The sequence below is a fragment of the Microbulbifer discodermiae genome, assembly GCF_040742695.1.
Classification (GTDB): domain Bacteria; phylum Pseudomonadota; class Gammaproteobacteria; order Pseudomonadales; family Cellvibrionaceae; genus Microbulbifer.
Genome location: NZ_JBFLAB010000005.1, coordinates 92,220 through 104,539, shown reverse-complemented (window position 1 = coordinate 104,539; position 12,320 = coordinate 92,220). Strand labels below are relative to the sequence as shown.

Genomic DNA, 12,320 nt, shown 5'->3' with positions numbered 1-12,320 from the left:
CTCAGAGCCCAAGCTGGGCATCCACCTCTGCCGCAATCACCCGGTTCTGGGCGCTGCGATCACCTTTGGCGGCCAAAGTGCGGTCACGCTTCAGTTGATCGGCGCGCTTCTGCGCCTGGGTGCGGGGCTTCGATGCTGCCTTTTGCTTGATAGTTCTCTTAACAGATTGGGGTTTGGGTTCGGCCTTGACCTTTTGCGCCTTTGCGGAGCGCATATTGGCAAGCAATGCGCTAATCACCCAGGGGCGAACCTCCTGCGCGATCTCTTCACGCGGCACGCCGCTTTCCACGGCGTAATCCAGTACCTGGTGATAAAGTGTGTTGCTCCAGTCCGCATGCATCTCCTTCAGGGTGGCGACAGCCTCTTGAGCCTTGCGCTGAAACTCGGAATCGCGCTGCTCTTTCGCCTTGTCCTGTAGTTGCTTGACGGCCTGCTCTACTTGCCGGTGGCTAGTCATGGCCTGCTGAAACTGACCCTGCAGCGCCTGGTATTTGGCCGGGTCGCTGACTTGCAGCGCTTGCCAGTCAATACCCTGAAACTGCTGTAACGGCGCTTTCAATTGCGCCTCCAGGAATCCCAGAATTTGCTCCGATTGCTCCAGCTTGGAGTCCGCGCTCTTCTGGGTTTCGGCCAGCTTTTGATACTTCTTGGTGTACCCCACCTGAAAGTTTTTCTCGGCATCGCGCCAGGCTTTCACCTGCTTAACCGATACCTCTTCGCCGTCGATATTGAGCGTGGCGCCGTCGGACAGCTCAGTGCCACTCTCGTCATCTTCGGTGTTCTCTGACTCTTCTTCCTCAGTATCGGCATCGTCCTCGGTCTGCTCCTCTTCGGAGTCCTCGGATTCAACCTCCTCCTCGGTTTCAGTGTCAGCTTCAGGTTGGGATTCTTCCTCATCTGCGGTCTCGGCTTCTGGTTGGCCTTTCGGCTCCTCCACCTCACCCATGATTTCGGAAAGTGCGTTGTCGAGCGCGTTGCGCTCTGTGTCTTCGGAGTCCAGCATGACTGGTTATTCCTCGATTGGTTGGTAATAGGCTTTTAACTTTTCCGTAACGCGGGACAAAGCGCGGGTCTGGCGGTGCAGCTCTTCCCGCTGATTGGCGTTCTCGCAGTACAGCCACTCCCGCTGCAGGTCCGCCATCACATCCTTGACCGCCTGCTGAAAAACCGGCTGTTCCAGCAGTTCCCGGGCCCGCGCCTTGCGGTCAAGCGGGTGCAGGCAGGTCGATCCGACCCGCTTCAAAAGCTTTTTCATGGGGGTTTCCTATACGCTGACAGGACGCTGTTGGGTGCGCTCCAGTACCAGCTCAGCTTCGTCGATCATCTGCTCATGCGCCTCGGCATCTTCGGCCAATGTCTGCTTGCGCTCACCGAGCGTGAAGTCCTGGCTCTGCTTCTGCGCCTTCAAGGACAGGTCGCCTTGCACCTTGGCTGCACGGGTCTGGGCGTCGGTCTGCTTAATATCCAACTCGGCCTGGCTGACCTGCTGCACCACACCCTGCAGTTGCTGATTCTGCATTTGCAGCTGCTGCATCTGCTGGCCCATCTGTGCCAATTGGTTCTGCAGTCCTGCTAGATCCGACTGTGGGTCGGTCAGGAACTCCGGCGATGGTTGACCGGAGAGCTTAAATACTTCGCGCAACAGCGCGTACTTGTTCTGGGGGCCATAGAGTGTGGCCATGGACGGATCCAGCTGCATCCCTTGACTCAGGGTGTTGTGCAACACCAGAAGTGTCCGCGCACGGCTCTCGGCATCGTCAGGGGTGAGCGCCGTGGTCACCTCCATATCCACCGCGTCCCCCAGCTGCTGCGGCACCAGCTGCTGCCATTCGCCATCCACCTCCGCCATCAGGCCCTGCTGGTCATGCTCAAGACCCAGGGTGTAGATTTCCTGGAAGATCGGAATCAGGAACAGTTCGGCATAGCGCCTGGCCATACCCATAACACGGCGCATGGCGGCGGTGGTCATGCGGTTGATCATGTCGTCAGCGTTTTGATTGCTGATCACGGCCTGATTAAGGCCGGCGGTCAGACGCGAAACACCGGCCCGGTGCTCTTTGTCCTGGTTCAGCATCTCTAGCGTGGGCATGGTGTGCGCGGAGAGTTGGGGCGCCGGCGCGGGCAAGGCCACATCGGCCATAGTGCCGTTGAAGTCTTTCTTCACCCAGTGAGTCGCACCCACCGGGTTATCAATCCAGTCTGCAGGGTTCACAAACGCGCCCTGGCGAGCAATGCGAGACTGGTTATTGGTGATCATCAGGTTATCGACGATCTGACGCTTGATGGTAGATTTGAGCTTTTGAATATCGCCAATGATGTCGCAGGTCGACAGACCATCGTATCGATGCGCGACCCGCAACGCCGCCCAATTGAAATACGGCATGCGCTGGACCTCCTCCACATCGAGGAGGCTGTTGCCCACCTTGAACACCTGGTGCAACTGGGCGGTGCCATCGTCCTCGGCGTCCCACCAGATAAACAGCTCATAGAGCTCCAGTGTCTCCTGTGAGGGCTCGCCCAATAGATCCTCACCAGTGGCCACACCTTCGCGCGCCTGCTCTTCCATCTCGTGCTGGGCATCACCATCGGCGGTCAGGCCGGCAACCAGCTCAGGATCAAAACCCATCTCCACCAGCTCGGCACGGGTCACATCGCTTTTCTCACCCCAGAAACGAGCCTCGCCCGGCTCGGTAGCGTTCGGATCCCGAATCACCCGCTCAGGCGCAATAATCTCAACAGCGATGTGGGAGGCATCCACCGGGACTCTGACCTCGGCATCAATCAGGCTAGTGGTTTCGTCCTGCTCGGCCTGAATGATCTCGGCGTCCGAGTGTTCCAGCTGTGCATAGTCCTCCGGGGGAATGCCTTGCATCAGCTTGGTTTTATATTCGGTCTCCTCACTCCAATACACCTTCGCCGTGCAGTTCTTGGCCAGCAGCGCATCCTGGATGGAATCGTGCAGGACGGAATAGCCGGCGTTGTTTTTGTTGAACACCCGATTGCAGTAGTTGGTGCGGAGCTTGGCCTGCAACACATCGTCCTGGTCCTGCGGGGTGAACTTCACCGTCTCCCGGTTGGAACCAAATACCTCCAGCAGAATCTCTTTGGTGTCCTCCACCGCATCAAACACATCGCGGCTCACATAGTCGGAACGGTCGCCACGTTCATTACCGAAGGGCTCGCCGTAGTAATACTTGTACGCCTTGGCACGGTCATCCGCGTTGGTGGAATCATCGTCACCCTCAGATAACCGGATGCACTGCTCGGCCAGCTTCAGAATGTCGGTTTTGCTTTTTGCCATCAGTAACGGATTCCAGGGTTGGAGCGGGAGTAGTCGAAGTCGTCATCATCGACTGCCACTTCGGCCATGCACATCATCAGTGCGTCGGCCATGTTCGGGGACTCGATCCCCAGCTTTTTCATATCGGGCTTGCTCAGCAGTTGAATCTTACCGCCGGCCACGTATTTGCGTGGGATACGGCACACCTCGGAACGCAGCTGCGCCAGCTCCTCAATATCACCACGGATGCTGATCAGCTCATCAGGGCTGATATACCTGCCCTTTTCCACCGCCAGCCAGGTCTTGAACATCCGATCCCGCAGCATCCAGTAGAACTGGGCTCTCCGATTCGCGAATGTCTCTCGATTGGTCTTTGGCTCCGCTATCTCGCCATCTTCCGGCTTGTAGATAGCGTCCGGGGATTCTGGAATAGCGGCACCATTGAAGCCCACCAGCTCGATCTTCTTGCCGGCCAGGCCGCTACTGACCTGCCCTTTAAGGCCGGCGCCAATACCGACCACATCCCAGATAAAGGCGTCCGGCTTGCGCCGATTGGCGTAACTCAGGGCCCAGTTGGTCGCACTGTCCACATCACCGGCATTGGTTGATCGCACATCCAACACCACTGAGCCGTGAACATGGGCCACTGCTTTTGCATCGCCAGCATCAGCGGGGTCGTAGCCGATACGCTCCTGGCCTACAGGCTCGAAGCCCAGCTTTTTGTGGGCATCCACACAGGCATCGAACCACTCGGGTTCTATGATGGCGTTGTCCACGGTATCGGCGTAAGCACCCAGCCAAATGTGGTTGTATTTCGCCCGGGGGAGTAATTCAAAGTCCCGCGTGCGGTCCCGTTCCAACACCTCCGGGAACCAGGGGTTGTCCGGGTAGTTGATCTCGATAATCAGCAGGTCGTCATCCTGATAGATGCCATCCTTTGCCAGATGCTTCTCATAGGGGGCCAGGTACCGCTTCGCAAACGGATCAGCACTGGCACCCCGATTCAGAGTAAACAGCAGCTGCGAGCCCTCTTCCCGTACCGTGGGCGCCAGAAGATCCAGGCTCTTTTCCGACAGGGTTGCCGCTTCCTCCACCCACACGCCATCGAGCGCAAAGGTGGACTTCATCGACTCCAGGTTGCGCGCAAGACCCCGATAAAAGCCCTCGCCACCGCAAGGGCCATACACCCGGGTTCCGTCGTAGCGACAGCCCGACAATTGCAACTCGTCCACCTGCGCCTTCACCAGCGCGTGGACGGAATCATCAATACTGTTTTGGAACTCCCGCGCCATCATCCAGCGCTGGCCGGAATCAATGCGCCTCGCCACAAACTTTGCGGCTGTATAAGACTTGGCGGATCCACGGCCACCGACCAGGATGATGGTTCGCTGCCTGGCACTGAAAATACATCGAAGACGTGGAGGGATACCCTGCAGAAACACACGCTCGCGCTCCAAGACCTCCAGGGCCTCGGCGAGCTCTACTTCCTCCGCCTCAGTCACTGCCGCCGACTGTCTCCGGGTCTATGCCGTGACGCTCCAGCACCTCCCGGGCCCTTGTCGGGGTCATCCGGTGTTCATGCTTGATGGGGCCGCCGTCCTTGCCGGTCAGCTCCTGTGTGGATTGATCCTTCAGGCCCAGGTCACGAGCGATGATGTTGGAGTTGAGCAGCCCTGCCGCAGCGCCTGTGAACTTCTGCTCTCGAACCACGTTATCAACCCTATCTACGACTCGAACGAAATCTTCACTTTCGTTTTCCCGCCAACGCTGCCAACACCTTGTGGTAATTCCCAAAAACAGGCAAAGCCCTTCAATCGTCATGGCCCGCATCTTAAACATGGGCATGCTGACAGGCTCACCGTTGGAGCTGACGATCTTGTCTTCCCAAAGGGGGTTGGCCTCCACCCACTCGAAGTACTGGCAGCAAGCCTCCCACAAAGCGTCAGCGCTGGAGAACAACTTCTCTCGGCCGTGCCTTGTTCTGGCCTTCCAGAACTGATTACCTTTGGGTGCTGCCATAGTGTTCGCGTCTCACTGGGGAAGAATGAAGATATGACCACTGTCATAGCTGTTCAGCCATGCGCGCTTCCACACAGACGGCATGCCATCCACATTGAAAGTAACCGTCTCCCGGTCACTCTCCAGTACGCGCAAGGTTTTTGTTTCGATACGTACCAGCACTCCGGGCTTGAAGGGATCCGGCTGACCCTTGAAGAGGGTCGCGATCAGACCCCGCTTCTCCACGGAAGCTTTAGGTGCTTTGCGGTCTTTACGCGCCATTACGTTCCCTCCTGTTACGCTCTCTGGCCAGTTTGTGGCGCTGGTAGCTGTAGTACCAATTCATCACAAAAGAAGCGACCGCTACCAAAGCACAGATGAAGCCAATGGGGTTTTGGGTAAATAGGCTGTAGAGACTACCAATCGCACCGGCGGTTACCGTAGTGGCGTGGCCAGCCTTCTCCGCCAGCTCCCGCATCAGGTCGTGTAAGGTCATGGTTTCACCATCGCCTTTGTCTTTTCCTTACTTCCTTGGCTGGAGCCGTACCAGAACTGCAGGATCATTGGTATTGCGCCGGTGATCACGCCGAGCATCAGGGTTCCGGTCTGTTCGAATGCCGGAGTTACCTCTACGCTGCCGGAGAACAGTAGGTAGGTCAGGAAGAAATAGCCGCTGATAAACACAAACGACAGCACCGCCTGAACCCACAGGCCCCCTTTAATGCCTAGTTCCCGTGCACTCTTGCGGTCCTCCACTTCCAGCTGGTACACATTGATGTCCAGCTCGCGCATCTTGAGCTTGAACTGGCTATCGAGGCTGCGCAGTTCCAGTAGCTGTTCGGGGCTCGCCGTCAAAATGGTGTTGGCAATATCCTGTTCAGTGGCCTTCTCATCACCCAGTAGGGTGCCGGCCAAGAATTTGACTGCCGTTCCTGCAACAGGGCCACCCAAAGCAGCACCCAGGGTCGGCGCCACGCTTTTAACTATCGCTTTCCAGTCCATTAGTAGCTCCAGATTATGGGGCGGATACGCTCACCCGGTACGGGTTCAAGATCATCCAGGTGGAGGAATCGTCCGCCATAAGTGCCCTTCTGCTTTACGCCGATACCGGTAAACCCCTCCTTCTGCGCGATACTCAGCAGCTCATAGGCCCGCCCACCAGCAACTGATACATCCACCGCCTGCCCCGTAGTGTGCGTCATGGTGGAGCCAATCTTGGCGCAGTGCGCGGGGCAGCGAAAACCCGAGTTGATCACCATTGGTTTCTTAAACCGCTCCCTCACCCTGACCAATCGGCGCAAAGTGTCATCCGAGAAGTGGTTCTTGCCACAACAACGGCAAGCCAACTCCGCTTCCGTGAAGTAGTCGTTCTTGAACATGGGATCACCAGATACGAAAAAGCCCGCACTAGGCGGGCTTGGGGCTTGCTTAAGATTTAAGTCTGAGTATATCTAATCAAATGTTTAGCTATATTTAAATACTTTCAACATAATGTGCGTAACACGCACAAATGCTAGTAACGATCCAACTGCAAGAGAAATCCAAATTATTGAATACCACTCAGCCGCACGGTTTACAAAGTAGCCAACTACGTTGGCTGTGCAAAATATTAGGTTAAACCATATGGCCTGACCTATATAAGAAACAAGCTCATTGATATAACCGCTTTTTCTCAATTCGCAAACTAATGGAGAGTTCATGCTGATTAGAATTGCCTTGCTGGTTGCAAGAAAACCAACAAAAATGCCCGAAACGCTCAATGTAGAGGATATTATTGCGTTGTCAGACGGAAAGCCTATATTGATTATCCACCACAAACTGCCGGCAATAATCGCTAGAATATAGGGGTAGGCTTTCTCAAATTTTAGTTTCATGATGTGAGCAGGCTTCTCCACCCATTTTTAGCGCGCATTAAGATATTCCATCGTTCATTTCGCGGATACCTCAAATCGGTACCGGGCTCTATATCATTAAATTCAGAGGACAGCCTATGGCTAATTAAATCAAGCGCCTCCGTAACAGAATCTCTATCCTCTTTGCCGGCCACTTCAAGCTTGGTAACTGCATCTGGATTTTGCCCGAAAATACTTTTCAGTGGGTCGATAGCCGCCTTTGCTTTCTCCAAAAGTCCTTTGCCTTTATCACCTTTCACAGAAATTTCTAACTTTATTTTATCAGCCCCAGTTTCTCTTCCGTAGCTAATCACCTCAGAAAGGGCCTCTCCACGCTGCCTATCTTGTTCCGACATTTTACTCACATCTAAGGTAAAACCGATTTTTCTGGTAATACCTTGATTTAACAATCGACGCTCCACATCTTCATCATACTTTGGTTTAAAGGTATAAAGATTATTTACGGTCTCGTCAAAAGCACTTAAATAATCGGCTATAGCTCCAGCGCGAACACCAAAGTGGTTATATTGAATTAATATATAACCTGTATCTGGATCATACAAAGCGGCTGTTTCTTCTCCAAACCCTTCTTCGTCATCGAAATCAAAACCTTCAACTTCCGTATCTCGACTTACCCGTCCTGGGCCATGGCTTGTGCGAATTCTAACAAAATCAAGAAACCAACAATTATCGCGACGCGCAATGGATTCCGCACGAAATTCCGTTTGATTAATCATTCTAATACGTTCACGTAAGTTTTCTTCCGCCTCGATAAGTGACAAAACACTTACTAAATCTGCACTTTCAGACGTTTTTTCTACTTTAAATGCATGAACTTTCACAACTACTCCTTGTAGACCAGAATCATAGTTTTCTAAGCAATTTTTATAATCATATATATCCGTCTTACTTTTTCAAAAAGTAACGACATCAAAAAATTTTTATTATCATTCCGCACAAATTTATTTGTGAATTTTTATTATCACTAATTCCACGATACTTTTTATGCCGTCAAATAAATAGAATAAATTTCTGAGAAAGAAATGATCTTGGGTAGTACTATGGCACCAAAATTCGCCAATCCCAAATCTAGCGCAAGTATTTTCCACAGAGTATAGGAGTAGACCCCTGAATTGCAAGCACAAAAAAACCCGCCTTTAAGCGAGTTCTTGAAGTACAATGCGGAGTAACCGCAAGCTAGAAAAAAAGTAGCACTCTGGCACAAACCCTGTCAACCACTCGCATGCAATTTTTCTTTGTATCTTTCCACCACATCAGAAACCGGCCCTAATGCCTTGGCCGGAAGTGGGTCCAGACGTCTCTGAAACCGTTGCCACAAGCTCTTCCAGCGCCGATCCCAGGTGGACTTATTGCAGCCTAAAATCGTGCGGGCCTGCCTTAGATCGATAGGCCGCCCATTCACATCCCGAAGGGCACAGGCGTTGATACAGAAGAAGGCCAGCTTGCTGACCTGGGTTCTGTTGTGCGGCTCACCCCATTGGTCAAATTCGGTCATCAGATAGTGAAGGAGCACGGCACGCTCTTTGAACCGCGCTGCCGGCGGCGCGTAAGCAGCCATACCCCAGCTGTAGGCCAATGGATCGGTTTGGCGTAGCTTGGCCACCACGTTTTGAACCAGGCCCTTTTCACAGGCGTCCATGATCCGGTCGCTACTACCCTTCCCTGCTCGAGTTTCGACCGCATAGAGAGTCTGTGCTGGCATCCTGGCCGTTATTTTGCCATCTTCATCTCGAATCTCGTCCGTATAGCGCTTGGCACTCCGACCGAACACCGCTTGGGCTTTAAGGGCAGCCGCGTAGTCGGATTGCTGTGTGGGGCTATCGAAAGCATCGTGCCACGCTTGACGAGCGGTATGAAATCTCATGGTTTGACCGTAATGATACGCCTCAAAAATAGCCAACAAACTCTATTCGTCCCATATCGCCGTCCTTCTTCAGCGCCAGCATACGGCGGTACTCCTCTCGGTAATGCCTCGATATTTCGCTCTTGTGTCTTTGCTTCACATCCCGCCTAGCGAATCGGGCATTGTCCACCACCTGCTTTTTCTCCAGCAGGATGTCGTAGGCTCCCTCCCCGAGTCTTTCCCTTACCCACCGGGTGAACTCGTGAGGGTTACCCTCAAAGAAGTAGTGACAGCGGGTGCAGTGCGCAAAGGCGTTGTCCGGGTCGAACCGAACGGCGTAGCTGCCTCGCCCATGAAAGTGGGAACATTGCAGCCCGGCGCTGTTTTCAGGGTATTCGCTTTGACAGCCCTCACACCGCCACCCAGCCCTTTCCCGCACACACCTTGAGAACCATTTATCCGCGCTTGTGATCTTTACACCCACGGCTCAACTCTCCCCAAATGGCCTTGTATTCCCCCGCATAGGGGTCCGTCACGGTGATGTGCCAAAAATCAAAGACAAAACGGCGCACATCTTCCAAATACTCTGAGAACTTCTTTTTCGTCAGCTTCGTGGTGGAGCTGTACAGCGTGATGCTTTTGCCCTTCGCCTCGATGCTGCCAATGGCTAGGAACTTCTGCTTGAATATCTCGTGCAGTAGCTCCTTGGTGTAAGGATGCTCTCTGCCATCATCGCAAGGGATGACTATGCCGGCCTCATCCAGCTGGCGGGCAATCTCTGCATATACCCAGCCCCACAAGAATCGGTTCTGCAAACTGCTGCGAGTTTCCTTGAACGGTTCCACCTTGACCGCCATCGGCTTCTCAGAATCCGGTGTCAGGCGGTTCAGGTGGTCCAGGGCATTGGCCTTCTGTACCGGAGTCCGCACCACCCAGAATTCACCCTCAATCATTCATTTCACTCCTCACGAGCGCCTCAGCTAATTGGGACGGTCTGGAAAATACGCCGATCAAGCTATTGCCCTGCTCAATCCGCTGCTGAGCTCTAGCAGTGTTGGCGAATACCACGTCGTATAGCCCCTCGCACCTGTGCCCCAGCTCTTCAACACTGAAAACAGCCAAGGGGCTTTCCTCGCTTGCGGATTTCAGCCGCTGTGCAATGTCACTTACAGTCATCCAGGACATATCAGGCCTCCGCAAGCAGGGATCTCAGGTCGCCCAGTGTCTTGCTACCAATCGACCTGGAGCGCTCCTGCGCGGCCTTGTCAGGTAAAGCAAGCGGTTTGAATAGCTTGTGAGCCATTTCTCCATGAGGTTTTTCACACATTCCCAAAAAGGCGGCATAGCTCGGGGGCCACACTTCGTCGCCCTGCCTCCCCGCTTCCCTGACCATAAATTCCAACCGGTCAAAGCCCCGCTTCCATGCTGCATCGTTGAGGTGAGCTGTCTTCTGCGCCCACAGCAGGAAGTTCGGAGAGTAGCCTTCCCGCTCATTGCCCGGCTCACCCTCCTGAGACACCCATTTGTGGCCAAACAGCTGCGTCATTCGTGCCCACATCGCGTTCAGCAGCTTCTGCTGCCTCGGCGGCGGCAAAGTTGGCCGCGCATTGCTGGCGGATACGCTCGAGCTTGCTGGGTTGGCCAGAACTTGATTGATACTTCGCATGATCACTCCTCTGCTCATGGTTTTTTAGCCACTCAAGGCGGAAACTTCTCCAGCCGCGCTCACAGCACACACTGAGGCAGTCATCAACGGAGTAACCGGCGGCAGCGGCTTTGCGGAGTTCAATAGCCATCCGGTTGACAGCAGTTTGTGTAAGCTTGGCCTTGCGGGTGGCTTTCCAGTCACTCAGCACGCTAGCACTTGGCACCTCAGGCCAGGAAGCAAAGTCCAGGGAAGATTTTTTCCGTTTAGCAGGGGCGTGATTTTCTGCATTCCCCTGTATTACTCTTACTGTATTGCTCTTATCTGTACTGCTCTCTTCAGCGTTTTCCGAATACCCCCCTTCGGGATTCCGAATAGGGTTCTCCGCGTTTTCCGAATACCCCCTTCGGGATTCCGAATACCCTCCGCTTACAAAAATATTACGTTCACAAATACGCTTTCCGTCGCGTTTTTGGGTGATCGTCAAATAGCCTTTTTTCTCCAGGCTGGAGATGATTTCAGACACCCGGGATGGGGACAGATTGAAGAATTCGGCGAACGCCTTGTTGGACTTGTAACAGCCTCTGACAGGATCTACGGACAGGCTATTGATTTCCACCAGCATAACCTTTTCCTGCAGGCTCAAGTCTTTAGACAGCCACAGTTCCGCTGGAATCCAAACGCCTTCAAACGCGCGTTTATCGCTCATTGACACCTCCGCCCAGTTGACACAAATCAGCTATTCGCTTGACACAGACTCTAGGGATACGCATCAAGCCGGATGCTTGAGCGCTCTCGGTATTCACGTCTCCGAGGTTCTGGGCCAGCATCAGCACCTCATCACTCTCCGCAACCAGCCATCCCACCGTCTTGCACTCCACCACTTCCAGCGGTGGCAGGTCGCCCACCCAGGTGACTCCAGCAGCCGTAGGGCTGGGCGCTGTCCACCCAATCCACCCTCACGAGCTTCAGTCGTCCCATACCAGTGATTGACACCTCTCTGTCTGCTCCAACGCGGCCCGAGCAAATACCAGGGCAGCATCAATAATCTCGGGCTTTGCACAGCGATAGGTCGTTGGAACCACCTTCAACTCACACGCCGCCAACATCTTTGCGAACATCTCAAGGTCACCATCCTTCATCTTGCTGACCTTCGCCTCGGAGCAGCCAAGCGAACGCGCGACATTCACCTGCCCCACCCGAGAAAGGCCGGTCAATAGAGCGGAAAGGTTCTTTCTGGCTCTTTCCGACACTTGCCGCGATTCTTCACTCAACAAATCCATGCGAGGGTTCCTGTATGTTGCTCTACTCAGCTATCGCTTCGACAAATAGCCCTATGAGTCGCTACAACCGCGATTCGTCACTGTTTGCGTGGTGACAGAACCTTCTTCGGGTGCTGAACCAAAAATATCGGGGCGCAGGTCGTAGCGAGTGACGACGCCGTTAGTAGCCTGTTCTATTCTCCTACAGTGGCGGGGCGGTACTCCCCGAACACCGTTGCACCACTGTGATACACATGCCGGAGGGATCTTCAGCATGTCGGCAACTTTTTTCTGCGTCCCAACTAGAGAAACGGCTTTAGAGATAGCATTCATACAAAAAACGATAGCATACGCTATCGCATCCAGCAATAGCATTCGT

At 53.9% G+C, this 12,320-nt stretch carries 20 protein-coding genes; all 20 read right to left on the bottom strand.

Going from position 1 to position 12,320, the window contains the following annotated elements; translation table 11 throughout:
• Nucleotide 1 precedes the first annotated feature (1 nt).
• The gene (locus AB1S50_RS03230) at nt 2–1,003 is read right to left on the bottom strand and encodes a hypothetical protein (RefSeq protein WP_367148970.1); all 1,002 of its coding nucleotides are present in this window, start codon (nt 1,001–1,003) and stop codon (nt 2–4) included.
• Nucleotides 1,004–1,009: 6 nt separating this feature from the next.
• Nucleotides 1,010–1,255 (bottom strand): hypothetical protein, encoded by a 246-nt coding sequence (locus AB1S50_RS03225; RefSeq protein ID WP_367148969.1) that lies wholly within the window; start codon nt 1,253–1,255, stop codon nt 1,010–1,012.
• A 9-nt stretch (nt 1,256–1,264) separates the two neighbouring features.
• Nucleotides 1,265–3,301, bottom strand: a complete 2,037-nt coding sequence (locus AB1S50_RS03220; protein WP_367148968.1) for a portal protein — start codon at nt 3,299–3,301, stop codon at nt 1,265–1,267.
• The gene (locus AB1S50_RS03215) at nt 3,301–4,782 is read right to left on the bottom strand and encodes a phage terminase large subunit (protein ID WP_367148967.1); all 1,482 of its coding nucleotides are present in this window, start codon (nt 4,780–4,782) and stop codon (nt 3,301–3,303) included. Before AB1S50_RS03215 ends, AB1S50_RS03220 begins: the two co-directional genes overlap by 1 nt.
• Complete coding sequence (locus AB1S50_RS03210; RefSeq protein WP_367148966.1) at nt 4,775–5,299, bottom strand: terminase small subunit; 525 nt, start codon at nt 5,297–5,299, stop codon at nt 4,775–4,777. The genes AB1S50_RS03215 and AB1S50_RS03210 overlap by 8 nt, the downstream gene beginning before the upstream one ends.
• Nucleotides 5,300–5,311: 12 nt before the next feature.
• Nucleotides 5,312–5,560, bottom strand: coding sequence for a hypothetical protein (locus tag AB1S50_RS03205; RefSeq protein ID WP_367148965.1), 249 nt, complete (start codon nt 5,558–5,560; stop codon nt 5,312–5,314).
• On the bottom strand, nt 5,550–5,774 hold the full coding sequence (locus tag AB1S50_RS03200; protein WP_367148964.1) for a phage holin family protein: 225 nt from the start codon (nt 5,772–5,774) through the stop codon (nt 5,550–5,552). Before AB1S50_RS03200 ends, AB1S50_RS03205 begins: the two co-directional genes overlap by 11 nt.
• Nucleotides 5,771–6,280 carry a hypothetical protein gene (locus AB1S50_RS03195; RefSeq protein ID WP_367148963.1) on the bottom strand — a complete coding sequence of 170 codons (510 nt, stop codon included), beginning with the start codon at nt 6,278–6,280 and terminating at the stop codon, nt 5,771–5,773. Before AB1S50_RS03195 ends, AB1S50_RS03200 begins: the two co-directional genes overlap by 4 nt.
• Complete coding sequence (locus AB1S50_RS03190; RefSeq protein ID WP_367148962.1) at nt 6,280–6,657, bottom strand: D-Ala-D-Ala carboxypeptidase family metallohydrolase; 378 nt, start codon at nt 6,655–6,657, stop codon at nt 6,280–6,282. The genes AB1S50_RS03195 and AB1S50_RS03190 overlap by 1 nt, the downstream gene beginning before the upstream one ends.
• Nucleotides 6,658–6,741: 84 nt before the next feature.
• Entirely contained in the window at nt 6,742–7,152 is a 411-nt protein-coding gene (locus tag AB1S50_RS03185; protein ID WP_367148961.1) for a hypothetical protein, read from the bottom strand.
• The gene (locus AB1S50_RS03180) at nt 7,149–8,012 is read right to left on the bottom strand and encodes a DUF6731 family protein (protein WP_367148960.1); all 864 of its coding nucleotides are present in this window, start codon (nt 8,010–8,012) and stop codon (nt 7,149–7,151) included. The genes AB1S50_RS03185 and AB1S50_RS03180 overlap by 4 nt, the downstream gene beginning before the upstream one ends.
• 389 nt (nt 8,013–8,401) lie before the next feature.
• Nucleotides 8,402–9,094 carry a hypothetical protein gene (locus AB1S50_RS03175; protein ID WP_367148959.1) on the bottom strand — a complete coding sequence of 231 codons (693 nt, stop codon included), beginning with the start codon at nt 9,092–9,094 and terminating at the stop codon, nt 8,402–8,404.
• Nucleotides 9,078–9,518, bottom strand: a complete 441-nt coding sequence (locus tag AB1S50_RS03170; protein ID WP_367148958.1) for a hypothetical protein — start codon at nt 9,516–9,518, stop codon at nt 9,078–9,080. Before AB1S50_RS03170 ends, AB1S50_RS03175 begins: the two co-directional genes overlap by 17 nt.
• On the bottom strand, nt 9,490–9,987 hold the full coding sequence (locus AB1S50_RS03165) for a recombination protein NinB (protein ID WP_367148957.1): 498 nt from the start codon (nt 9,985–9,987) through the stop codon (nt 9,490–9,492). The genes AB1S50_RS03170 and AB1S50_RS03165 overlap by 29 nt, the downstream gene beginning before the upstream one ends.
• Nucleotides 9,980–10,219 (bottom strand): hypothetical protein, encoded by a 240-nt coding sequence (locus AB1S50_RS03160; RefSeq protein WP_367148956.1) that lies wholly within the window; start codon nt 10,217–10,219, stop codon nt 9,980–9,982. The genes AB1S50_RS03165 and AB1S50_RS03160 overlap by 8 nt, the downstream gene beginning before the upstream one ends.
• 1 nt (nt 10,220) lies before the next feature.
• Nucleotides 10,221–10,580 (bottom strand): hypothetical protein, encoded by a 360-nt coding sequence (locus tag AB1S50_RS03155; protein WP_367148955.1) that lies wholly within the window; start codon nt 10,578–10,580, stop codon nt 10,221–10,223.
• Nucleotides 10,537–11,388 (bottom strand): helix-turn-helix domain-containing protein, encoded by an 852-nt coding sequence (locus AB1S50_RS03150; protein WP_367148954.1) that lies wholly within the window; start codon nt 11,386–11,388, stop codon nt 10,537–10,539. The genes AB1S50_RS03155 and AB1S50_RS03150 overlap by 44 nt, the downstream gene beginning before the upstream one ends.
• Nucleotides 11,378–11,587, bottom strand: coding sequence for a hypothetical protein (locus AB1S50_RS03145; protein ID WP_367148953.1), 210 nt, complete (start codon nt 11,585–11,587; stop codon nt 11,378–11,380). Before AB1S50_RS03145 ends, AB1S50_RS03150 begins: the two co-directional genes overlap by 11 nt.
• A 60-nt stretch (nt 11,588–11,647) precedes the next feature.
• Nucleotides 11,648–11,962 carry a CII family transcriptional regulator gene (locus AB1S50_RS03140; RefSeq protein WP_367148952.1) on the bottom strand — a complete coding sequence of 105 codons (315 nt, stop codon included), beginning with the start codon at nt 11,960–11,962 and terminating at the stop codon, nt 11,648–11,650.
• Nucleotides 11,963–12,013: 51 nt separating this feature from the next.
• Entirely contained in the window at nt 12,014–12,274 is a 261-nt protein-coding gene (locus tag AB1S50_RS03135; protein WP_367149023.1) for a helix-turn-helix domain-containing protein, read from the bottom strand.
• Between the last annotated feature and the right edge of the window lie 46 nt (nt 12,275–12,320).

Coding starts and splice junctions, on each gene's coding strand:
- AB1S50_RS03230 (WP_367148970.1), bottom strand. CDS start 1,003: ATGCTGGACTCCGAAGACACAGAGCGCAACGCGCTCGACAACGCACTT.
- AB1S50_RS03225 (WP_367148969.1), bottom strand. CDS start 1,255: ATGAAAAAGCTTTTGAAGCGGGTCGGATCGACCTGCCTGCACCCGCTT.
- AB1S50_RS03220 (WP_367148968.1), bottom strand. CDS start 3,301: ATGGCAAAAAGCAAAACCGACATTCTGAAGCTGGCCGAGCAGTGCATC.
- AB1S50_RS03210 (WP_367148966.1), bottom strand. CDS start 5,299: ATGGCAGCACCCAAAGGTAATCAGTTCTGGAAGGCCAGAACAAGGCAC.
- AB1S50_RS03205 (WP_367148965.1), bottom strand. CDS start 5,560: ATGGCGCGTAAAGACCGCAAAGCACCTAAAGCTTCCGTGGAGAAGCGG.
- AB1S50_RS03200 (WP_367148964.1), bottom strand. CDS start 5,774: ATGACCTTACACGACCTGATGCGGGAGCTGGCGGAGAAGGCTGGCCAC.
- AB1S50_RS03195 (WP_367148963.1), bottom strand. CDS start 6,280: ATGGACTGGAAAGCGATAGTTAAAAGCGTGGCGCCGACCCTGGGTGCT.
- AB1S50_RS03190 (WP_367148962.1), bottom strand. CDS start 6,657: ATGTTCAAGAACGACTACTTCACGGAAGCGGAGTTGGCTTGCCGTTGT.
- AB1S50_RS03185 (WP_367148961.1), bottom strand. CDS start 7,152: ATGAAACTAAAATTTGAGAAAGCCTACCCCTATATTCTAGCGATTATT.
- AB1S50_RS03165 (WP_367148957.1), bottom strand. CDS start 9,987: ATGATTGAGGGTGAATTCTGGGTGGTGCGGACTCCGGTACAGAAGGCC.
- AB1S50_RS03160 (WP_367148956.1), bottom strand. CDS start 10,219: ATGTCCTGGATGACTGTAAGTGACATTGCACAGCGGCTGAAATCCGCA.
- AB1S50_RS03155 (WP_367148955.1), bottom strand. CDS start 10,580: ATGACGCAGCTGTTTGGCCACAAATGGGTGTCTCAGGAGGGTGAGCCG.
- AB1S50_RS03150 (WP_367148954.1), bottom strand. CDS start 11,388: ATGAGCGATAAACGCGCGTTTGAAGGCGTTTGGATTCCAGCGGAACTG.
- AB1S50_RS03140 (WP_367148952.1), bottom strand. CDS start 11,962: ATGGATTTGTTGAGTGAAGAATCGCGGCAAGTGTCGGAAAGAGCCAGA.
- AB1S50_RS03135 (WP_367149023.1), bottom strand. CDS start 12,274: ATGAATGCTATCTCTAAAGCCGTTTCTCTAGTTGGGACGCAGAAAAAA.